The organism is Agromyces agglutinans (genome assembly GCF_009647605.1).
In the GTDB taxonomy this organism is placed as follows: domain Bacteria; phylum Actinomycetota; class Actinomycetes; order Actinomycetales; family Microbacteriaceae; genus Agromyces; species Agromyces agglutinans.
Genome location: NZ_WJIF01000014.1, coordinates 54,111 through 73,180, shown reverse-complemented (window position 1 = coordinate 73,180; position 19,070 = coordinate 54,111). Strand labels below are relative to the sequence as shown.

Annotated in this window: 19 protein-coding genes; 3 read left to right on the top strand and 16 right to left on the bottom strand. The window is 71.2% G+C overall.

Features of this window, described 5'->3' with window-relative positions; all coding sequences use genetic code 11:
- Positions 1-85: 85 nt before the first annotated feature.
- Positions 86-772: a trimeric intracellular cation channel family protein gene (locus GE115_RS17080; protein ID WP_312855319.1), complete on the top strand. Its 687-nt coding sequence runs from the start codon at positions 86-88 to the stop codon at positions 770-772.
- A 15-nt stretch (positions 773-787) separates the two neighbouring features.
- Here the strand turns inward: GE115_RS17080 and leuA are convergent, their stop codons facing one another.
- The 13 genes from leuA to hrcA form a co-directional block, all read right to left on the bottom strand.
- Positions 788-2,563 carry a 2-isopropylmalate synthase gene (gene leuA / locus GE115_RS17075; protein ID WP_153685961.1) on the bottom strand — a complete coding sequence of 592 codons (1,776 nt, stop codon included), beginning with the start codon at positions 2,561-2,563 and terminating at the stop codon, positions 788-790.
- A gap of 208 nt (positions 2,564-2,771) precedes the next feature.
- Positions 2,772-4,169, bottom strand: coding sequence for an FtsX-like permease family protein (locus GE115_RS17070; protein WP_312855318.1), 1,398 nt, complete (start codon positions 4,167-4,169; stop codon positions 2,772-2,774).
- On the bottom strand, positions 4,166-4,927 hold the full coding sequence (locus GE115_RS17065; protein ID WP_153685960.1) for an ABC transporter ATP-binding protein: 762 nt from the start codon (positions 4,925-4,927) through the stop codon (positions 4,166-4,168). The genes GE115_RS17070 and GE115_RS17065 overlap by 4 nt, the downstream gene beginning before the upstream one ends.
- A gap of 83 nt (positions 4,928-5,010) precedes the next feature.
- Positions 5,011-5,676: a response regulator gene (locus GE115_RS17060; RefSeq protein WP_153685959.1), complete on the bottom strand. Its 666-nt coding sequence runs from the start codon at positions 5,674-5,676 to the stop codon at positions 5,011-5,013.
- Positions 5,673-6,875 carry a sensor histidine kinase gene (locus tag GE115_RS17055; protein WP_312855317.1) on the bottom strand — a complete coding sequence of 401 codons (1,203 nt, stop codon included), beginning with the start codon at positions 6,873-6,875 and terminating at the stop codon, positions 5,673-5,675. The genes GE115_RS17060 and GE115_RS17055 overlap by 4 nt, the downstream gene beginning before the upstream one ends.
- An 81-nt stretch (positions 6,876-6,956) precedes the next feature.
- On the bottom strand, positions 6,957-7,850 hold the full coding sequence (era, locus tag GE115_RS17050; protein WP_153685958.1) for a GTPase Era: 894 nt from the start codon (positions 7,848-7,850) through the stop codon (positions 6,957-6,959).
- Positions 7,843-9,159 (bottom strand): hemolysin family protein, encoded by a 1,317-nt coding sequence (locus tag GE115_RS17045; RefSeq protein WP_153685957.1) that lies wholly within the window; start codon positions 9,157-9,159, stop codon positions 7,843-7,845. Before GE115_RS17045 ends, era begins: the two co-directional genes overlap by 8 nt.
- Positions 9,160-9,161: 2 nt before the next feature.
- A complete protein-coding gene (gene ybeY / locus GE115_RS17040) occupies positions 9,162-9,623 on the bottom strand; it encodes an rRNA maturation RNase YbeY (protein ID WP_153685956.1) in 462 nt (153 codons plus the stop codon).
- 32 nt (positions 9,624-9,655) lie between these two features.
- Positions 9,656-10,759 (bottom strand): PhoH family protein, encoded by a 1,104-nt coding sequence (locus GE115_RS17035; RefSeq protein WP_376765730.1) that lies wholly within the window; start codon positions 10,757-10,759, stop codon positions 9,656-9,658.
- Positions 10,746-11,105, bottom strand: a complete 360-nt coding sequence (locus GE115_RS17030; protein ID WP_153685955.1) for an HIT domain-containing protein — start codon at positions 11,103-11,105, stop codon at positions 10,746-10,748. Before GE115_RS17030 ends, GE115_RS17035 begins: the two co-directional genes overlap by 14 nt.
- 24 nt (positions 11,106-11,129) lie before the next feature.
- The gene (locus GE115_RS17025; protein ID WP_153685954.1) at positions 11,130-11,864 is read right to left on the bottom strand and encodes a 16S rRNA (uracil(1498)-N(3))-methyltransferase; all 735 of its coding nucleotides are present in this window, start codon (positions 11,862-11,864) and stop codon (positions 11,130-11,132) included.
- 30 nt (positions 11,865-11,894) lie between these two features.
- Positions 11,895-12,992 (bottom strand): molecular chaperone DnaJ, encoded by a 1,098-nt coding sequence (dnaJ, locus tag GE115_RS17020; protein WP_312855316.1) that lies wholly within the window; start codon positions 12,990-12,992, stop codon positions 11,895-11,897.
- Between the two features lie 63 nt (positions 12,993-13,055).
- Positions 13,056-14,078: a heat-inducible transcriptional repressor HrcA gene (gene hrcA, locus GE115_RS17015; RefSeq protein WP_153685952.1), complete on the bottom strand. Its 1,023-nt coding sequence runs from the start codon at positions 14,076-14,078 to the stop codon at positions 13,056-13,058.
- Positions 14,079-14,268: 190 nt separating this feature from the next.
- Here hrcA and GE115_RS17010 point away from each other — a divergent pair, with 190 nt between their 5' ends.
- Both GE115_RS17010 and GE115_RS17005 read left to right on the top strand, forming a co-directional pair.
- Entirely contained in the window at positions 14,269-14,688 is a 420-nt protein-coding gene (locus GE115_RS17010) for a DUF4870 domain-containing protein (protein WP_172979996.1), read from the top strand.
- A gap of 109 nt (positions 14,689-14,797) precedes the next feature.
- Positions 14,798-15,226 carry a DUF4870 domain-containing protein gene (locus GE115_RS17005; RefSeq protein ID WP_153685950.1) on the top strand — a complete coding sequence of 143 codons (429 nt, stop codon included), beginning with the start codon at positions 14,798-14,800 and terminating at the stop codon, positions 15,224-15,226.
- On the opposite strand, the gene hemW is transcribed toward GE115_RS17005, so the two are convergent.
- From hemW to lepA, 3 genes are read right to left on the bottom strand one after another with little or no spacing between them, the layout of a single operon-like run.
- Complete coding sequence (hemW, locus tag GE115_RS17000) at positions 15,219-16,457, bottom strand: radical SAM family heme chaperone HemW (RefSeq protein WP_312855315.1); 1,239 nt, start codon at positions 16,455-16,457, stop codon at positions 15,219-15,221. The two genes, GE115_RS17005 and hemW, sit on opposite strands and share 8 nt — an antisense overlap.
- Before the next feature lies 1 nt (position 16,458).
- A complete protein-coding gene (locus GE115_RS16995; protein ID WP_153685949.1) occupies positions 16,459-17,109 on the bottom strand; it encodes a DUF1990 domain-containing protein in 651 nt (216 codons plus the stop codon).
- A gap of 10 nt (positions 17,110-17,119) precedes the next feature.
- On the bottom strand, positions 17,120-18,994 hold the full coding sequence (gene lepA, locus GE115_RS16990; RefSeq protein WP_153685948.1) for a translation elongation factor 4: 1,875 nt from the start codon (positions 18,992-18,994) through the stop codon (positions 17,120-17,122).
- Positions 18,995-19,070 lie beyond the last annotated feature (76 nt).

Genomic DNA, 19,070 nt, shown 5'->3' with positions numbered 1-19,070 from the left:
CGGCAGGCTCGCGCAATCCGGTGCCGTGGCGGGCTCGCGCGAGCGCCGCACCGGCGGGGCACCCGGCTCGTGGTTCACTGGCTGCGTGGAATCCGCGCAGTTCACCATCCCGCTGTGGCTCGACCTCACCGCGGTCGGCCTCGGCGGCATCCAGGGCGCCCTGTTCGCCTCGGGCTTCCGCGGCGAGCGTCGGCTCGACCTGCTGGGCGTCGCGATCATCGGCACGTTGATCGGCCTCGGCGGCGGCCTCATCCGCGACCTGCTGCTCGGGCTGCCGCCCGCGAGCCTGCAGAGCGACTGGTACCTCGTCACGGCGATCGCCGCGTCGCTCGTCGGGATGCTCCTCGCCGCGCCGTTGCAGCGCCTGAACAACGTGATCGTCGGCCTCGACGCGCTCGTCATCGGCCTCTTCGGCGCGTTCGGCACCTCGAAGGCGCTGAGCCTCGGCGTGCCGATCGTGCCCGCCGTCTTCGTCGGCATCTGCGCCGCCGTCGGCGGCGGAGTGCTCCGCGACGTGCTGATGAGCCTGCCGGTCTCGATCATGCACGTCGGGTCGCTGTACGCGGTCGCCGCGGGCGCCGGATGCATCGTGCTCGCGGTGCTCGACCTCTTCGGCGTGCCCATCTTCATCGCCGGCATCGCGGGCGTGGCGGTCACGACGGTGATCCGCTGGCTCGCCGTCATCTTCGACCTCTCGCTGCCCGAGCAGCGCATGCTCTACCGGCGCAAGGTCGCGACGGAGACCGGCATGATGCCGATCATCCGTCGCTGACCTCGAGCCGTCGAATCAGACGAGCGCGGCCTCGCGCTCGGCATCGTCGACGCGCACCCCGCGCAGCGCGCGGTTGACTGCCGAGACGACCGCCTTCAGCGACGCCGTGGAGATGTCGGCGTCGATGCCGACGCCCCAGAGCACGCGGCCCTCGACCTCGAGCTCGACATACGCCGCCGCCTGCGAGTCGCCGCTCGCGGCGAGCGTGTGCTCGACGTAGTCGCGCAGCTTCACCTCGACGCCCTCGGCGCCCAGCACCGCGAGGAACGCCGAGATCGGGCCGTTGCCGCTGGCGTCGGCCTGCACGTGCTCGTCGCCGTCGCGCAGACCCACCCGCACGTTGACGATGCCGTCGAGGGCGCTCTCGGTGCGCAGCGACAGCAGTTCGAACCGGCCCCACTTCGCGGCGGGCTGCTCGGCGGGTGCCGGCAGGTACTCGTCGGTGAAGATCCGCCAGATCTCGTCGCTCGAGACCTCGCCGCCCTCGGCGTCGGTCTTGGCCTGTACGACGCCCGAGAACTCGATCTGGAGCTTGCGCGGCAGGTCGAGCGCGTGGTCGGTCTTCAGCAGGTACGCGACGCCGCCCTTACCCGACTGCGAGTTCACGCGGATGACCGCCTCGTAGCTGCGGCCCAGGTCCTTCGGGTCGACGGGCAGGTACGGCACGGCCCACTCGAGGTCGTCGACGGCGACGCCGTCGGACTCGGCGCGGGCGGCCATCGCCTCGAACCCCTTCTTGATCGCGTCCTGATGCGATCCCGAGAACGCGGTGTAGACGAGGTCGCCCGCCCACGGGTGCCGCTCGGGCACGGGCAGCTGGTTGCAGTACTCGGTCGTGCGCTTGACCTCGTCGATGTCGGAGAAGTCGATCTGCGGGTCGATGCCCTGGGTGAACAGGTTGATGCCGAGGGCGACGAGGTCGACGTTGCCGGTGCGCTCGCCGTTGCCGAAGAGGCATCCCTCGATGCGGTCGGCGCCGGCCAGGTAGCCGAGCTCGGCGGCGGCGATCGCGGTGCCGCGGTCGTTGTGGGGGTGCAGCGAGAGGATCACGTTCTCGCGGTGCGCGAGGTGCCGGCTCATCCACTCGATGGAATCGGCGTACACGTTGGGCGTGGCCATCTCGACGGTCGCGGGCAGGTTGATGATGACCTTGCGCTCGGGCGTGGGCTCGAAGATCTCGAGCACCCGGTTGCAGACGTCGACCGCGAACTCGAGCTCGGTGCCCGTGTAGCTCTCGGGCGAGTACTCGTAGTAGACGGTCGTGCCGGGCACGGTCGCCTCCAGCTCGCGGCACTTGCGCGCCCCGTGCAGCGCGATGTCGATGATGCCCTGCCGGTCGGTGCGGAACACGACGTCGCGCTGCAGCACGCTCGTGGAGTTGTAGAGGTGCACGATCGCCTGCTTCGCGCCCCGGATCGACTCGTAGGTGCGCTCGATGAGGTGGTCGCGCGCCTGGGTCAGCACCTGGATGGTGACGTCGTCGGGGATCGCCCCCTCTTCGATGAGGCTGCGCACGAAGTCGAAGTCGGTCTGGCTCGCGCTCGGGAACCCGACCTCGATCTCCTTGTAGCCCATGCGCACGAGCAGGTCGAACATGATGCGCTTGCGCTCGGGGCTCATCGGGTCGATGAGGGCCTGGTTGCCGTCGCGCAGGTCGACCGCGCACCAGCGCGGCGCCTCGGTGATGCGCTTGGACGGCCAGGTGCGGTCGGGCAGGTCGACGACGATCTGCTCGTGGTACGGACGGTACCGGTGCACGGGCATCGATGACGGCTTCTGGGTGTTCTGCATTGCTCGCTCTTCTCGCTTCAGTCTGTTGGTGTCAGCCGACGACGAACTCCGCTGCGAGGGAGGCCTGAGAACTAGGACTCGCAGCGGCAGCTAAGGAGAAGCAGGCCGTGAAGCACGCGTCAAGGGTAGCACTCCCCCGGGCGCCGACGACGAAACGAGGGCGGATGTCCCGGTCGGGACATCCGCCCTCGTGGAGCGATGCTCGTCGTCAGTCGACCGCGAGCGCGACGACGGGCGAGATGCGCACGGCGCGCCGGGCCGGCGTGACGGATGCCGCGAGGGTCACGGCGACCGCGGCGACGACCACGATGGCGATGACCAGCCACGGCACCACGGGCACGACGAAGCGCGGCTCCCCGGTCAGCGATCCGAGCATCGACTGCGCGCCGAGCCAGCCGTAGACCGTGCCGAGCACGAGCCCGGTGAGCGTCGCCGCGACCGTCAGCGCGGCGGCCTCGGCGAGGATCATGGTGCGCACCTGCGTGCGGTCGAACCCGAGGGCGCGCAGCAGCCCGATCTCGCGCGTGCGCTGCAGCACGCTGATCGAGAGCGTGTTCACGAGCCCGACGGCGGCGATGACGGCGCTGAACCCGACGAGTCCCGAGAACACCGCGACGGTGCCGTCGATGACGGGCCCGATCGCCGCTTCGAGCATCTCCTGGTCGCTGAGCACCTCGGTCATCGCCTGGCGGTAGGTCTCCATCGTGACGGCGAACATCGTCACGAGGGTGACGCCGACGACGAGGCCGATCGTCATGCGGGTCGCCCGCTCGGGGTGGCGCACCGCGTTCTCGGCGGCGAGCCGGGTCGACGGCGACGAGCCGAGGAGCCGCCCGATGGCGCGCAGCACCGGGGGCATGATGCGATCGGCGATCAGCACGATGCCGGTGAACGAGAGGATGCCTCCGACGACGCCGATGAGCACGCCCATCGGGTACAGGAGCCCGACCGCGACGCCGCCCGCGAGGGCGAGCACGCCCAGCACGATCAGGGTGACCCCGGTGGCGGTTCGGCCGACCCGGCGCGCGACCTCCTCGGTCGAGGACTCGGCCGAGTTGCCGAGCGCCTGCGCGGGCCGCACGGCCAGCACTCGCCGCGAGCCCGCCCATGCGGCGAGCCACGTCGTGAACACCACGGCGACCATCGGCACCAGGAGCACGGGCTGGAGGTAGCCGTAGTCGAACTCGGGGATCACGCCGGCCGCGACCCCGACTCGCGCGACGCCCCAGGCGACGCCCGTGCCGAGGAGCGCGCCCGCCACCGCGCCGAGCGCCCCGACCACGAGGCCCTCGCGGGCGATCGCCGCGCGCTGGCTGCGGGCGCTCGATCCGATGAGCCGGAGCAGCGCGATCAGGCGCGTGCGGCCCGCGACGACCGTCGCGACCGTGTTCGCCGTCGTCACCGCGGCGACGTAGACCGCGATCGCGATGAACACGAAGGCGGTGACGTTCAGCATGATTGCGACCGTGCCGCTCGACCCGGCCACGTCATCGGCCGCGATCACCGCGGCGAGGATGCCGGTGACCTGCAGCAGCGCGACGCCGAAGGCGGCTGCGAGCGCGGCGACGAGCAGGGTGGGCAGGTGGTCGCGCAGTCCCCGGCTCACGCCGCCGCCTCCATCTGCAGCATGTAGGCCGAGATCTGCTCGGGCGTGGAACGCCCGAGGTCGCGCACGATGCGGCCGTCGGCGAGCACGAGGATGCGGTCGGCGTGGCTCGCGGCGATCGGGTCGTGCGTGACCATCGCGATCGCCTGACCCGAACGGGCGCTCGTCGCCGCGAGGAGGCCGAGCACCTCGCGCCCCGTTCGCGAGTCGAGGTTGCCCGTCGGCTCGTCGGCGAAGACCAGGTCGGGGCGGGTCGCGAGCGCGCGGGCGATGGCCACGCGCTGCTGCTGCCCGCCCGAGAGCTCGTGCGGGCGGTGGCCGAGGCGGGGCCGCAGGCCGAGGGTGTCGATGAGTTCGTCGATCCACACCTGCTCGTCGAGCGTGGGCCGGCGCCCGTCGAGTTCGAACGGCAGGAGCACGTTGCCCTTCACGTCGAGCGTCGGCACGAGGTTGAACGACTGGAACACGAAGCCGATGCGGCGCCGGCGCAACACGGTCAGCGCGCTGTCGGAGAGGTCGGTGATGTCGGTGTCGCCGAGCCACACCTGACCCGTGGTGGGCGTGTCGAGTCCGGCCATCAGGTGCATCAGGGTCGACTTGCCCGAGCCGGAGGGCCCCATGATCGCCGTGAACTCGCCGCGGCGAAGGCCGATCGAGACGTCGTCGAGGGCGACGACCTGGTTCGCGCCGTCGCCGTAGCGCTTGCCGAGGCCGACCGCGCGGGCGATGAGTCCGAGGTCCGAAGGAGTGTTCTGCATGTCTTCGACGCTACGGACGACCGGAGCGCGCGGCATCCGCCCGGCGAGGGCACCGCGTCATCCGCTGGGATGATCCCGCATCATCATCCGGTGAGGTCGTGCTCGTAGGCGAACACGACCAGCTGCACCCGATCGCGGAGCCCGAGCTTCGAGAGGATGCGGCTCACGTGGGTCTTCACGGTCGCCTCGCTGAGGAACTCGGAGGTCGCGATCTCGGTGTTCGAGAGGCCGCGCGCCGCGAGCGCGAAAATCTCGCGCTCGCGCGGCGTGAGTTCCGACCACGCGGCCGGGGCTGGTCGTGCGCCCGAGCCCCGCCCGACGTGCGCGAACAGCTCGCGGGTCGCGGTCGCGGCGAGCACCGCGTTGCCCTGGTGCACGGTGCGGATCGCGGCCAGCAGGAACTCGGGATCGGCGTCCTTCAGCACGAACCCGCTCGCGCCGGCCCGGATCGCACGTGCTGCGTTCTCGTCGAGGTCGAAGGTCGTGAGCACGAGGATGCGCGGCGGGGTCCGCCCGGCCCGGTCGGCGTCGCCGATGATGCGCTCGGTGGCCTGGATGCCGTCGGCGAGCGGCATCCGCACGTCCATCAGCACCACGTCGGGCCGCACGCGCTCGACCAGCGCGACCGCCTGCACGCCGTCGCCGGCCTCCCCGACGAACTCGAGGTCGGGCTGCGAGTCGACCAGCATTCGCACGCCGGCGCGGAAGAGCGCCTGGTCGTCGACGAGGGCGATGCGGATGCCGGTCATGGGGTCCTCCCCTGGGTGGCCGGGATGTCGGCGATCACGCGGAACGCGCCGTCGCCGTCGACATCGGCGGAGAGGGTTCCGCCGGCCAACTGGGCGCGCTCGCGCATGCCGGGTATCCCGTGTCGGAAGCCGGACGACTCGCGCGAGGCATCCGGCCGCACCGCGTTCGCGACATCGACGAGCACGCCGCGCTCGCTCCAGGTGAGCTTCAGCGACACGGGCCGGCCGGTGTCGCCGTGGCGCAGCGCGTTCGTGAGCGCCTCCTGGATGATGCGGTACACCGCGATCTGGTGACCGGTGCCGAGCGGCACGCGCTCGCCGACCTCCTCGAATCGGAGGTCGAGCCCCGCGGTACGCACCTGCTCGAGCAGTGCCCCGAGGTCGTCGAGCACCGGCTGGGGCGCCTCGCCCTCCGCGTGGCGGAGCTCGGCGAGGAGCATCCGCACATCGCCCAGCGCGCCGCGCGCGACCCCCGCGATCGTGCCGAGGGCGTCGACCGCGGCCTGCGGCCGGCTCGCCGCCGCGAACCGCGCCCCGTCGGACTGCGCGATGACGACGGCGAGCGAATGCGCGACGACGTCGTGCATGTCGCGCGCGATGCGATTGCGCTCCTGCTCGACGACGTAGCGGTACTCCGCGAGCTCGCGCTTGCGCGTGGCATCCTCCTCGCGACGGCGGATCTCACGGGAGTCGCGCACCGCACGGACCAGCAGGCCCGCCGTCCAGGCCAGCACGAGCACCGCGACGGCCGAGATGAAGAGGAACGTCAGCCAGACGGCGACCGAGAGGGGATCCTGGCCGGGGAACGAGCTGCCGTCGAACAGCGGCTTGATGAGCCCCAGGTAGAGCGTCGCCACGAGTGCGCCGACGCCGGCCGACGCGAGGCCGAGCCACTTGAGCACGCGACCGCCGTGGGCGGCCGTCGAGTACAGGACGCCCAGCACCGCGGCGTCGTAGAGCTGCAGGTCGCGCAGGGCCAGCATCTGCAGCAGCGCCGCGGCCCACGCGACCCCGAGCGACCAATGCGGCGCGAGCCGTCGGATCGCGAGCGCCGCCACGAACCCCGTGAGCGCGAACAGGTCGGCCAGGTCCCCGAGGAGCGCGAACGGCAGGCACACGAGCCCGAACACGACCGCGAGGACGATGTCGGTCGTCAGCTTCCCGCGGCTCAGGGCGACGCGCTGCTCGTCAGTGCTCACCGATCCACCGTACGTGCCCGCCGAGGCGCAGGCGCGCTCGGCCGACCGGAATCATCCTCGCGATGGAGGCCGCCGACGACCTCAGAAGCCGAGCCGCCCCAGTTGCTTGGGGTCGCGCTGCCAGTCCTTCGCGACCTTCACGTGCAACGCGAGGTAGACCTTGCGGCCGAGCAGCTGCTCGATCTGCACGCGCGCGGTCGCGCCGACCTCCTTCAGCCGGGCACCGCCCTTGCCGATGATGATGCCCTTCTGGCTGTCGCGCTCGACGAAGAGGTTCGCGTAGATCTCGACGAGATCCTTGTCGTCGCGTTCGATCATGTCGTCGACGGTGACCGCGATCGAGTGCGGGAGCTCGTCGGCGACGCCCTCGAGCGCGGCCTCGCGGATGTACTCCGCGATGCGTTCGGCGGCGTCCTCGTCGGTCGTCGTCTCGGCCGGGTAGAGCGGCTGGTCGGACTCGGGCATGAGCGCGAGGAGCTCGGCCACCAGCACGTCGAGCTGTTCGCCGCGCGGCGCGGAGACCGGGATGATCGCCGCCCACTCGCGGAGCTCTGAGACCGCGAGCAGCTGCTCGGCCACCTTCGCCTTCGACGTGGCATCCGTCTTCGTCACGATCGCGACCTTCTTCGCGCGCGGATACTGCTCGAGCTGCTCGTTGATGAACCGGTCGCCCGGCCCGATCGCCTCGTTCGCGGGCACGCAGAACGCGATCACGTCGACGTCGCCGAGGGTCGACTGCACGAGGGTGTTCAGGCGCTCGCCCAGCAGGGTTCGCGGGCGGTGGAGCCCCGGCGTGTCCACGAGGATCAGCTGCCCGTGCTCGCGATGCACGATGCCGCGGATGGCGCGGCGCGTGGTCTGCGGCTTCGAACTCGTGATCGCGACCTTCTCACCCACGAGCGCGTTCGTCAGCGTCGACTTGCCGACGTTCGGTCGTCCGACGAACGAGACGAATCCGGCGCGGTACTCAGCCATCTTCACGGCTCCTTTCCGCGTCGAGCGCCGGGAAGGCGGTTCGCGCGTCGATCAGTGCCTGGTCGGGCCAGGCGAGGATGGTGGAGATGCGCTTGCGCCGGCCCTCCGTGCGCTCGGCCTCGAGGATCAGCCCCGACACCGCGGCACGGTCGCCCGGCTGCGGCAGCCGGCCGAGCTCCTTCGCGAGCAGGCCCCCGGCGCTGTCGACGTCTTCGTCCTCGAGGTCGAGGCCGAACAGCTCGCCGAGTTCGTCGATCGGCAGGCGCGCGTTCACGCGGAATCGGCCGTCGCCGAGCTCCTCGACCTGGGCCGCCTCGCGGTCGTACTCGTCGGAGATGTCGCCGACGAGCTCCTCGATGAGGTCCTCGAGCGTGACGAGCCCGGCGATGCCGCCGTACTCGTCGACGATCATCGCGAGGTGGTTCGACTCCAGCTGCATCTGGCGCAACAGCGCGTCGGCCTTCATCGAGTCGGGCACGAACACCGCCGGGCGCGCGAGTTGGCCGACCGTCAGCTGCTCGGCGTCGAGCGTGCGCTCGAACGCGAGCCGCGCCAGGTCGCGCAGGTACAGGATGCCGATGACGTCGTCGGCATCGCGCTCGACGACGGGGATGCGCGAGTAGCCGGCCTTCAGGAACACGGCCATGGCGTGCGGCAGATGCGCGCCCGCGTCGATCGTGACCATGTCGGTGCGGGCGACCATGACCTCGCGCACGACGGTGTCGTTGAACTCGAAGATCGAGTGGATCAGCTCGCGGTCCTCGGCCTCGAGCACATCGAGCTCGGCGGCCTCGTCGACGATGCTGAGCAGCTGCTCCTCGCTCGAGACCCCCGCGAAGCGGATGCGCGAGGGCGTCACCCGGTTGCCCAGCGCGACGAGCGCGCCGGCGATCGGACCGAGGATGACGCGCAGCAACCGGACGATCGGCGCCGACCAGCGCAGGACCGCGCGCGAGTGCGCCCGGCCGACGCTGCGCGGGCTCGCGCCGACGAGCACGAACGAGACGGCGGTCATGATCAGCGCCGACCAGAGCAGCACGAACCACACGTTGTCGATGAACGACGTGAACGCGAGGGTGACCAGCACGGCCGCGGTCGTCTCTGCGAGGATGCGGACGAAGTTGACCGCGTTGACGTGGGGCCCCGGGTCCTCGGCGATGGCGAGGAGCGAACGGCGCGCGCGGGAGACGAGCGCGAGATCGGTGACGTCGGCCCGGGACAGCGTGCCGAGCGCGGAGTCGACGGCGGCCATCAGGCCGCCGAACGCGACGAGCATGACCGCCGCGGAGACGAAGATCCAGGCCTGCATCGTCAGCGACGACGCTCCTGCATCGCGAAGCCCACGAGGATGTCCCGCTGGATGGAGAACATCTCCTTCTCTTCATCGGGCTCGGCGTGGTCGAAGCCGAGCAGGTGCAGGATGCCGTGCGCCGTGAGCAGCTGGAGCTCGTCGAGCAGGGGGTGGCCGGCCTGCCTGGCCTGCGACTCCGCGACCTGCGGGCAGAGCACGACGTCGCCGAGCAGTCCGGGCGAGCTGGGCTGGTCTTCGGTGCCCGGACGCAGTTCGTCCATCGGGAAGCTCAGCACGTCGGTCGGGCCCGGCTCGTCCATCCACTGCACGTGGAGCTGCTCCATCGCGCCCTCGTCGACGAGGAGGATCGCGAGCTCGGCGTCTTGGTGCACGTGCATCGCGTCGAGCGTGTACACGGCGAGCCGCTGCAGCGCCGACTCGTCGACCTCGATCGCCGACTCGTTGTTGATCTCGATGCTCATCAGGTCGCGCTCCATCGGGTCACGTCTCGCCGTCACTTCTTGGGTCGGGGTGGCTGGTGGTCGCGCGGCGCGCGGCCGCGGCGCTCGGCGCGATTGGCGAACTCGCGCGCCTGGTCGCGCTCGAAGCGCTGCGCCTGCGTGCGCTGGTCGTACTCGGTGTAGGCGTCGACGATGCGCCCGACCAGCGTGTGGCGCACGACGTCGTCGCTCGTGAGCCGCGCGAAGTGGATGTCGTCGATGCGATCGAGGATGCGGGTGACCAGGCGCAGCCCGGACGCGCCGCCCGGCAGGTCGACCTGCGTGACATCTCCCGTGACCACCATCTTCGAGCCGAAGCCGAGCCGGGTGAGGAACATCTTCATCTGCTCGGGTGTCGTGTTCTGCGCCTCGTCGAGCACGACGAACGAGTCGTTCAGGGTGCGGCCGCGCATGTACGCGAGCGGTGCCACCTCGACGGTGCCGGACGCGAGCAGCTTCGGCACGAGCTCGGGATCCATCATCTCGTTGAGCGCGTCGTAGAGCGGGCGCAGGTACGGGTCGATCTTGTCGGTCAGGGTGCCGGGCAGGAAGCCCAGCCGCTCCCCCGCCTCGACGGCCGGGCGCGTCAGGATGATGCGGCTGACCTCCTTGCGCTGCAGCGCCTGCACGGCCTTCGCCATCGCGAGGTAGGTCTTGCCGGTGCCCGCGGGGCCGATGCCGAACACGATGGTGTGCTCGTCGATCGCGTCGACGTAGGCGCGCTGGCCCTCGGTCTTCGGGCGGATCGACTTGCCGCGGCTCGAGACGATCACCTGGCCGAGCATCTCGGACGGGCGCGCGGCCGGGTCCTGGTCGAGCATCCTGGCTGAACTCCTGACTTCGGTCGGGGTGGGGTCCTGGCCCTGGCGGACGAGTTCGAGCAGCTCCTCGATGAGGCGCCGCACGCGCAGGCGCTCGTCGTCGTCGCCGCGGATCGCGATCTCGTTGCCGCGCACGTGCACGGTCACGCCGGGATACTCGCGCTGGATGCTCGCGAGCAGGCGGTCTTGGGGGCCGAGCAGGCGCACCATCGCGATGCCGTCGATCTGCAGGCGTTCCTCGCGCGCGTCGTCGGGCGCTTCGGCGCCGATGGGCGGTTCCTGATCACCCACCGGCAAGCGTGCCCTCCTCGAGGCCACCCGCGAGGACGTGCGCGTGCACGTGGAAGACGGTCTGCCCGGCGCCGGCGCCGGTGTTGAAGACGAGCCGGAAGTCGCCGTCGGCGAGCTCGCCCGCGACCCGCTGGGCCACCTCGACGAGCTCGACCAGCAGCGCCGGGTCGGCCGCGGCGAGCTCGACCACGTCGCGGTGGTCGCCGACCCGCGGGGTGACCACGACGTGCACGGGCGCCTGGGGCGCGATGTCGTGGAACGCGATCACGCGGTCGGTCTCGGCGACGATGCGCGCGGGGATCTCACCGGCCGCGATGCGCTCGAAGACGGTCGGTTCGCGGGTCTCGCTCATGCGTCCATCGTAGCGACGGATGCGTCACCACCGCCCGAGCGCGGCAGAGATCACGGCGATGGCCGCCGGCCCGGCCGTCGAGGTGCGCAGCACGGATGCCCCGAGCCGGACCGGCTCGCCGCCCGCGGCCGTGAGCCGGGCCAGCTCGTCGGGGGCGATGCCGCCCTCTGGGCCGACCACGAGCGCGAGGTCGCGCGCGTCGAAGGCGAGCTCGGTGAGCGCGGTCGTCGCGCTCGGCTCGAGCAGCAGCACGCGCGAACCCTGCAGGCGGTCGGCCAGGCTCGCCGTGGTGGTCACCTCGTCGACCTCGGGGCGCCAAGCGCGGATCGACTGCTTCGTGGCCTCGCGCACGATCGTGGTCCAGCGCTGGCGGCCCTTGGCGGCCTTCGGCCCCTCCCACCGCGACACCGACCGCGCCGCGGCCCACGGCACGATCCGGTCGACGCCGAGCTCGGTGGCGGCCTGCACCGCGAGCTCGTCGCGGTCGCCCTTGGCGAGGGCCTGCACGAGCGTGAGCGAGGGGGCCGCGCGTTCTTCGACCACGACCTCGCCGACCGCGAGCTCGAGCTCGCGCTGGCCCGTGCCGACGACCTCGCCGCGCACGACCCGGCCGCGACCGTCGCCCACGCTCAGGCGCTCGCCGACGCGCACGCGTGCGACGGTCACGGCGTGCCTGGCCTCGTCGCCCGTGAGCGCGAGCCGGTCGCCGGGGCGCACGGCCGCGAGGTCGAGGTCCTCGGCGAGGTAGAGGCTGCTCATCGGGCTCCGTCCGGCCGTGGCATCCGTCGGCTAGCCGAGGAACCGGTCGCGCAGGCGCGCGAACAGGCCCTGCTGGAAGTGCGCGAGCTCGGGCTTGCCCGGCTTGCGCGACGCGGCGAGCTGCTCGACGAGCGCGCGTTCCTTGCCCGAGAGCTTGGTCGGCGTGACCACCTGCACGCCGATGCGGAGGTCACCGCGACCGTTGCCCCGCAGTCGCGTGACGCCGCGATCCTTCACGGTGACGATCTCACCCGACTGGATGCCGGCCTTCACCTCGATGTCGACGTCGCCGTCGAGCGCCGGGATCGTCGCGGTCGTGCCGAGGATCGCGTCGGTCATCGCGACCTCGAGGGTCGCGAGCAGGTCGTCGCCGTTGCGGCTGAAGACGTCGTGGCCCCGCACCTTGATCTCGAGGTAGAGGTCGCCGTTGGGTCCGCCGGCGGGGCCGGCCTCGCCCGAGCCCGGCATCTGCAGCCGCACGCCCGTGTCGACGCCCGCGGGGATGTCGACCGGCACGGTGCGCCGGGCGCGAACCCGGCCCTGGCCCTGGCAGGTCACGCACGGCGTCGCGATGACCGTGCCGTACCCGCGGCAGGTGCCGCACGGGCTCGAGGTCATGACGTTGCCGAGCAGCGACCGCACGGCGCGCTGGATCGAGCCCGTGCCGTGGCAGATGTCGCACGTGACGGGCGCGGTGCCCGGCTGGCAGCACGAGCCGTGGCAGGTCTCGCAGAGCACGGCCGTGTCGACCTCCAGGTCGCGGTGCGTGCCGAAGATCACCTCGTCGAGGCCGACCTCGACGCGGATGAGCGCGTCCTGGCCCCGCTCACGGCGCGAGCGCGGGCCGCGGGTCTGCTGGCCCGCACCGAAGAACGTCTCGAAGATGTCGCCGAAGCCGCCGAACCCCTGGCCGCCCATGCCGCCCTGGCCGCCGAGGTCGTACTGCTGGCGCTGCTTCGGGTCGGAGAGCACGTCGTACGCGTGCGTCACCTCCTTGAACCGCTCGGATGCCTCGGTGCCGGGGTTGACGTCCGGGTGCAGTTCACGGGCGAGGCGGCGGTACGCCTTCTTGATCTCGTCGGGGGTGGCGTCGCGCGAGACGCCGAGGACCTCGTAGTGGTCGGCCACGGAGGGCGGTTCCTTTCGATCGGGTACGGGCGGGTCCGCCATCGGGCGGCGACCCGCCGTGGGTCAGTGCTCTCCGAGCGTGCGGGAGAGGTAGCGGGCGACGGCGCGCACGGCGGCCATGCTCGAGGTGTAGTCCATGCGGGTCGGGCCCACGATGCCGAGCCGGGCGAGGTCGCGCCCGGGCACCGTGAACGCGCTCGAGACGACGGAGGTCTCGCCCAAGCCGAACGGCTCGTTCTCGCGGCCGATGCGGACGGCCACGCCCTGCGGCTCGGCCGCCATCTCGCCGAAGAGGCGCAGCAGCACGACCTGCTCCTCGATCGCCTCGATCACGCCGAGGATCGAGCCCGAGAAGTCCTGCTCGGTGCGCACGAGGTTCGCCGCGCCCGCGACCACGAGCCGGTCGCTGCGCTGCGCGCGCGCCTGCTCGGCGAGCGTCGCCGCGAGGGTGTGCAGCACCTCGGCGTGACGGGGGTCGACCGCGGAGATCTCGCCCGAGAGCGCGGCCGCGGCGTCCGTCAGCGTCAGCCCGCCGGCCACCTCGTTCAGCCGCACGCGGAGCGCCGCGAGCGTCGCCTCGTCGACCTCGCCGCCGAGGTCGGCGAGCCGCTGTTCGACCTGGCCGGAGTCGGTGATCAGGATGCACAGCACGCGCGTGGGCGAGAGGTGCACGAGCTCGACGTGCCGCACGCGCGAGCTCGCGAAGCTCGGCACCTGTACCACGGCGAGCTGCCGGGTGAGCTGGGCGATCAGGCGCACGGTGCGCGAGAGCAGCTCGTCGAGGTCGCCGGCCTCGCCGAGGAACGTCTCGATCGCGTGCCGCTGCGCTGACGTGAGGGGCCGAACCTCGGTGAGCTGGTCGACGAAGACGCGGTACCCCTTGTCGGTCGGCACGCGGCCCGACGAGGTGTGGGGCGCTGCGATCAGCTCCTCCTCCTCGAGGAGGGCCATGTCGTTGCGGATCGTCGCGGCGGAGACGCCGAAGGAGTGGCGCTCGACGATGGTCTTCGAGCCCACTGGCTCGCGCGAGGCGACGTAGTCCTGCACGATCGCCCGGAGCACCGCCAGACCGCGTTCCGAGACCATCGAGCCCTCGCCCTCCTCCGTTTGGCACTCACTGCACCCGAGTGCCAATCGTATCGCGACTTTCCGGGTCTGCACCGTTGCCCGGCGACCCGAGCGACGCTACCGTATGCACGTCCGCAGTCCCCCTCCCCTGCGCTGCGGATGCCGCGATCGACGCGGATCTCCCCTTCATAACCCGAAAGGCACTCCCATGACCGATCCGAACGCCCCCGACCCGTACGCCTCCCAGCAGCCGCAGGGCCCCGCGCCCGCTGCGCCCCTGACCCAGGAGCAGGACGTCCAGTGGGCCTCGTTCGCCCACCTCGGCGGCATCATCGGCTTCCTGCCGTCGCTCATCATCTGGCTCGTCTTCAAGGACCGCGGCAGCTTCACGAACGTCGAGGCGAAGGAGGCCCTGAACTTCCAGATCACGGCGACCATCGCCTACATCGCGATCCTGATCGTGAACGCCATCCTCGGTGCCGTGACGTTCGGCATCTGGGGCCTCATCGGCTGGATCCTCCCGCTCGCGCTGTGGGTGCTGATGGTCGTCTTCTCGATCCTCGGCTTCCTCAAGGCGAAGGAGGGCCAGCACTACCGCTACCCGTTCGCCATCCGCCTCATCAAGTAGTCGGGCGGGAATCCGGGTCCGGGCGCGCCGGGGTGGGTCTTCCGCCCCGGCGCGCTCGTCTGGGATCATGACGTGATCCCGGAACACGGGTACCGAGAAGGAGACTGCCATGTCCGATGCCGCGCCTCCCACGCCTCCGCCTGGGCCGCCCACCCCGCCGCCGCCCGGGCCGCCGACGCCGCCGCCCGGCAACCCCTACCAGCAGAGCCAGCAGCTGAGCCCGTCCGACGAGAAGCTCTGGGCGACGCTGATCCACATCGGCGGGGCGATCTTCAACTTCCTGCCGGCGCTCATCGGCTACCTGGTCCTCAAAGACAAGGGCCCCTTCATCCGCGCGCACTCGGCCACGGCGCTGAACTTCCAGCTGACCGTGCTGATCGCCTACGTGGTCAGCTACATCCTGATGTTCGTGCTGATCGGGTTCTTCCTCTTCGCCGCCGTCTGGATCGTGAACATCGTGTTCAGCATCATCGCCGCGGTGAAGGCCAACCAGGGCCAGCCGTACACCTACCCGATGTCGATCAAGTTCGTCAGCTAGGTCCGACCGGATCCAGCAGCCGCCGCACGACCGCATCGGCCAGCAACCGCCCTCGCCGGGTGAGCACCAGTCTCCCGGCGAGGGCGGTTCGTGCTTCCACGAGCCCGTCGGCGATGAGCGCCGCGACGGCGTGCCGGCCGGCCGCGGGCAGCGACTCGATCGCGAGTCCCTCGCGGATCCGCGAGGTGAGCAGTACGCGCTCGGTCTCCCGGGTCGCCGCGTCGAGGGTCTCCCGGCCCACCGCCGGCGAGACGCCCGCCGCGAGGCGCTCGGCGTACGCGGCCGGATGCTTCGCGTTCCACCAGCGCACGCCGCCGACGTGGCTGTGCGCTCCGGGGCCGACGCCCCACCAGTCGTCGCCGCGCCAGTAGCCGAGGTTGTGCCGCGAGCGCTGCTCGACGCGCGTCGCCCAGTTGCTCACCTCGTACCACTCGTAGCCTGCGGCGGCGAGCAGGTCGTCGGCCAGCTCGTACATGTCGGCCTCGAGGTCGTCGGAGGGTTCGGCGACCTCACCGCGCCGGATCTGCCGCGCGAGCTTGGTGCCGTCCTCGACGATGAGCGCATACGCGCTGACGTGGTCGGGGCGCTCGGCGAGCACGGCCTCGACGCTGCGTCGCCAGTCGGCGAGACTCTCGCCCGGGGTGCCGTAGATGAGGTCGAGGCTCACGTCGAGCCCGGCCTCGCGGGCCCAGCCGACGACGAGGGGCACGCGCTCGGGGTCGTGCGTCCGATCGAGCGTCGCGAGCACGTGCGGCACCGCCGACTGCATGCCGAACGAGACGCGCGTGAACCCGCCGGCGGCCAGCCGGGCGAGGTCGTCGCGGTCGACCGAGTCGGGGTTCGCCTCGGTCGTGACCTCGGCGCCCGCGACGAGTCCGAACTCGTCGCGGATCGCGCCGAGCATCGACACGAGGTCGCCGGTCGGCAGCAGGGTCGGCGTGCCGCCGCCGAAGAAGACGGTGGATGCCTCGCGCGAGCGCACACCCGACCCTTCGAGCACGCGGCGCGACATCCGGATCTCGTCGATCGCCTGACCGGCGTAGTCGGAACGTCGCGCGCCGCGCAGTTCATCGGCCGTATAGGTGTTGAAGTCGCAGTAGCCGCAGCGCACCCGGCAGAACGGCACGTGCACGTAGACGCCGAACGCGCGGTCGTCGGCGCCGATCGCGGCCGACGCGGGCAGCAGTCCGTCAGCGGGCGCCGGATCGCCGAGTGGAAGCGGGCCGGCCACGTCAGCTCGGGAACGCGGGATGCAGCGCGCGCAGCTGTCGCTTCACGAGCTCGCGCCGGCGGCGCCGCCGCATGGGCGCGGCGATCCGCCGGAGGCCGCCGGCCGGCTGGAGGATCGAGCGAACGGTCAGCCACACGCTGTCGTCGTCGCGTCGCTCGAGGATGAACGACTCCTCGCCGCTCTCGCGCGCCGGGCCGGCCGTGCCGTAGGCGAAGCCCACCCGGTCGGGCTCGTCGATGACGTACACCACGAGCACGGGCGTCGGCTTGCCCGCGAACCGTCGGGTCGGCTTGAGCGTCGCGGTCATGCCCGCGGCGATGAACGCCGTGCCGTCGGCGGTGAAACGCTGCTCGATCCGGGGTGCCGGCTGTTCGCTGAGCGGCGCGCCCTCGGCGTCGTAGGCGATGCCCGTGTACTGCGCCCCCGTGCCCTCGGCGACGTCGACGACCTCGAAGCCCGAGCCCCGCTGCACGCCCCAGGTCATGAGCGCCTCGGCGGCGCGCTCGAACCGCTCGGCGCCCGAGCCGAGCTTCACGGTGTCTTCGGCGGGCCGGAAGCCCGCCGGCGGATACCGGAGGAAGTCGGGATCGAGGGTCGCCCCGATCGCCCCGTACGTCACGGACTGGTCGGTGAAGGTGCTGCGGCGAGACATCCGGGACAGCCTACTTCTTGCCGTCCTTCTTACCCTCGGTCTCTCCTGAGAGCGCGGCGATGAAGGCCTCCTGGGGGACCTCGACGCGGCCGACCATCTTCATGCGCTTCTTGCCCTCCTTCTGCTTCTCGAGGAGCTTGCGCTTGCGCGTGATGTCGCCGCCGTAGCACTTGGCCAGGACGTCTTTGCGCATCGCGCGGATCGACTCGCGCGCGATGATGCGAGCGCCGATCGCGGCCTGGATGGGCACCTCGAACTGCTGGCGCGGGATGAGCTCTCGGAGCCGGCCGGTCATGAGCACGCCGTAGGCGTACGCCTTGTCGCGGTGCACGATCGCGCTGAACGCGTCGACCTGCTCGCCCTGGAGCAGGATGTCGACCTTGACGAGGTCGGCGGCCTGGTCGCCCACGGGCTCGTAGTCGAGGCTCGCGTAGCCGGCCGTCTTCGACTTCAACTGGTCGAAGAAGTCGAACACGATCTCGCCGAGCGGGATGGTGTAGCGGATCTCGACGCGGTCCTCACCCAGGTAGTCCATGCCGAGCAGCGACCCGCGACGCGACTGGCAGAGCTCCATGATGGTGCCCACGTAGTCCTTCGGGGCGAGGATCGCGGCCTTCACCATCGGCTCGCGCACCTCGGCGATCTTGCCGCCGGTCGGGAACTCGCTCGGGTTGGTGACCGTGACCGTCTTCTTGTCTTCGGTCGTCACCTCGTAGACCACGCTCGGCGCGGTCGCGATGATGTCGAGGCCGAACTCGCGGCGAAGGCGCTCGGTGACGATCTCGAGGTGCAGGAGGCCGAGGAACCCGGCCCGGAAGCCGAAGCCCAGCGCGACCGAGGTCTCGGGCTCGTAGACGAGCGCCGCGTCGGAGAGCTTCAGCTTGTCGAGCGCCTCGCGCAGCTCGGGATAGTCGCTGCCGTCGATCGGATACAGGCCGGAGAAGACCATGGGCAGCGGCTCGGTGTAGCCCGCGAGCGCCTCGCTCGCCGGTTTGACCGCGGTGGTCACGGTGTCGCCGACCTTCGACTGGCGCACGTCCTTCACGCCGGTGATGAGGTAGCCGACCTCGCCGACGCCGAGTCCCTTCGTGGGCGTGGGCTCGGGCGAGCTGACGCCGATCTCGAGGATCTCGTGCGTCGCCCGGGTCGACATCATCTGGATGCGCTCACGCGGGTTCAACTTGCCGTCGACCATGCGCACGTACGTGACGACGCCGCGGTAGCTGTCGTACACCGAGTCGAAGATCATCGCGCGGGCCGGGGCATCCGCGTCCCCCACCGGAGCGGGGATGCGCTCGACGACGCGATCGAGAAGCGCCTCGACGCCCTCGCCGGTCTTGCCCGAGACCTTCAGCACGTCGTCGGGCGAGCCGCCGATGAGCTCGGCGAGCTCGCGCGCGTACTTCTCGGGCTCGGCCGCGGGCAGGTCGATCTTGTTCAGCACGGGGATGATCTCGAGGTCGTTCTCGAGGGCCAGGTAGAGGTTCGCGAGCGTCTGCGCCTCGATGCCCTGCGCGGCGTCGACCAGCAGGATCGCGCCCTCGCACGCGGCGAGCGAACGCGACACCTCGTAGCTGAAGTCGACGTGGCCCGGCGTGTCGATCATGTTGAGCGCGTACGCACGACCGGCGCCCGACGAGTCGGCCACGGCCCAGGGCATGCGCACGGCCTGGCTCTTGATCGTGATGCCGCGCTCGCGCTCGATGTCCATGCGGTCGAGGTACTGCGCGCGCATGTCGCGGTCGCTGACGATGCCCGTGATCTGCAGCATGCGGTCGGCGAGCGTCGACTTGCCGTGGTCGATGTGCGCGATGATGCAGAAGTTGCGGATCATCGCGGGATCGGTGGCGGCGGGCACCAGCGGGGCTACGGCTCTCGGAGACATCCCGACGATTCTCCCATGTTCCGGCCGGTCGCCCGCGCGCGCCGGGTGACGGATGCCGCATCCGCACCCGATCGCT

Bases quoted from the DNA above. Each gene is read 5' to 3' on its own strand.
- GE115_RS17010 (WP_172979996.1), top strand. From the start codon at position 14,269: ATGACCGATCCGAACGCCCCCGACCCGTACGCCTCCCAGCAGCCGCAG.
- GE115_RS17030 (WP_153685955.1), bottom strand. From the start codon at position 11,105: ATGAGCGAGACCCGCGAACCGACCGTCTTCGAGCGCATCGCGGCCGGT.
- GE115_RS17005 (WP_153685950.1), top strand. From the start codon at position 14,798: ATGTCCGATGCCGCGCCTCCCACGCCTCCGCCTGGGCCGCCCACCCCG.
- leuA (WP_153685961.1), bottom strand. From the start codon at position 2,563: ATGCAGAACACCCAGAAGCCGTCATCGATGCCCGTGCACCGGTACCGT.
- lepA (WP_153685948.1), bottom strand. From the start codon at position 18,994: ATGTCTCCGAGAGCCGTAGCCCCGCTGGTGCCCGCCGCCACCGATCCC.
- era (WP_153685958.1), bottom strand. From the start codon at position 7,850: ATGGCTGAGTACCGCGCCGGATTCGTCTCGTTCGTCGGACGACCGAAC.
- hrcA (WP_153685952.1), bottom strand. From the start codon at position 14,078: ATGGTCTCGGAACGCGGTCTGGCGGTGCTCCGGGCGATCGTGCAGGAC.
- ybeY (WP_153685956.1), bottom strand. From the start codon at position 9,623: ATGAGCATCGAGATCAACAACGAGTCGGCGATCGAGGTCGACGAGTCG.
- GE115_RS17060 (WP_153685959.1), bottom strand. From the start codon at position 5,676: ATGACCGGCATCCGCATCGCCCTCGTCGACGACCAGGCGCTCTTCCGC.
- GE115_RS17025 (WP_153685954.1), bottom strand. From the start codon at position 11,864: ATGAGCAGCCTCTACCTCGCCGAGGACCTCGACCTCGCGGCCGTGCGC.
- GE115_RS17065 (WP_153685960.1), bottom strand. From the start codon at position 4,927: ATGCAGAACACTCCTTCGGACCTCGGACTCATCGCCCGCGCGGTCGGC.
- GE115_RS16995 (WP_153685949.1), bottom strand. From the start codon at position 17,109: ATGTCTCGCCGCAGCACCTTCACCGACCAGTCCGTGACGTACGGGGCG.
- GE115_RS17045 (WP_153685957.1), bottom strand. From the start codon at position 9,159: ATGCAGGCCTGGATCTTCGTCTCCGCGGCGGTCATGCTCGTCGCGTTC.